The organism is Streptomyces tricolor, assembly GCF_002155905.1.
Classification (GTDB): domain Bacteria; phylum Actinomycetota; class Actinomycetes; order Streptomycetales; family Streptomycetaceae; genus Streptomyces; species Streptomyces tricolor.
In genome coordinates, this window is record NZ_MUMF01000542.1 from 1 (window position 1) to 1,228 (window position 1,228).

Sequence of the window (1,228 nt, forward strand, 5' to 3'; positions counted from 1 at the left end):
GCAGCGGGCCCTCGCGGCGGACGCCGGGGCGCGGGTCGCGGCCGTCCCAGCCGAAGCGGCGGGCGCCCTCGCGCCAACTCCCGCACCCGGGAGGTGTGGGTGGTCGCCTCGTGCTGAGGCGAAGGCGGCCTCCCGGTCGCCCTGCTCGACGCGGCCCGGATCCCGGCCGCCCCGTCACCCTGGCCTACCCGCGCCGGTACCTGGACGTCATCGGGGCAGGGGCGCCGAACAGCGGGAGGGCGTGGCGTATGCGGAAGCGGTGGGCGTAGACCAGGGTGGCCCCGGCGGTCAGGCCCAGCAGGACGAGGGAGACGACGCGGTCGAGCAGCGGCACCGTGTCGGTCGGCAGCATGGCCGCGGCGAGTGCGCTCAGGCCGCCGTCGAGGAGTTGCTCGGCCCCCCAGAGCAGGGTGAGGACCCTAAGGCCACGCCGGAACGGTGCGCTGTCCCGCCAGATCCCGGCCCGTGCGCGGACCGCGCTTCCCGTGTGCAGATGCTGTCCCAGCTGGAACGCCAGGGGTCTGCGGGTGAACGCGGTGCCGAGCGTCCAGCCGCCGACCGCGAGGGACAGGGCCGCGTTCTTGAACAGCAGGACGCGGGGGCCGCCGCCGATCAGGGACACCAGCGCGGCGATGACCAGCAGCATCGTGAGGAACAGGTCCACGCCGTCGATCCGGCGATACCGCACCGCGCCGACCATCAGCCGCACGGCGGGCGGGGCGCCGCTCAGCAGCAGCGCGGGCGCCTGGCCGGCACCGAGGGCGCGGGCCGCGTAGTAGACGAGGAGCGGCAGGAGGATGTCCACGGCCAGGGAGGAGACCAGGGCGCCGCGGGCCGCCGTTCCCGGGGGCTCGGGGGTCTTCAGGGGCTCGCGGGGCTCGGGCGGCCCGGACGGCTTGGGGAGCCCGGACGGCCCGGACGGCTCGGTCGATTCGGGCGATTCGGGGAGCCCGAACGGCTCGGACGGCTCGGGGAGCCCGGACGGCCCGGACGGCCCGGACGGCTCGGGCGGCTCGGTCGACTCGGGGAGCCCGAACGGCTCGGACGGCTCGAATGGCTTGGGGAGCCCGGACGGCCCGGACGGCTTGGTCCGCTCGGGTGGCTCGGTCGGCTCAGGGAGCCCGGACGGCTCGGGCGACTCGGACGGCTCGGGGAGCCCGAGTGGCTCGGGGGACTCGGTCGACTCGGGGAGCCCGAGTGGCTCGGGTGGCTCGGTCGACTCGGGGAG

General features: G+C 76.5%; 1 protein-coding gene. It reads right to left on the minus strand.

Annotated elements, in window-relative coordinates; genetic code table 11:
- Nucleotides 1–184: 184 nt before the first annotated feature.
- Nucleotides 185–1,228 (minus strand): VC0807 family protein (locus CCN44_RS46735; RefSeq protein WP_244204005.1); only part of this gene is annotated, 1,044 nt, incomplete at its 5' end.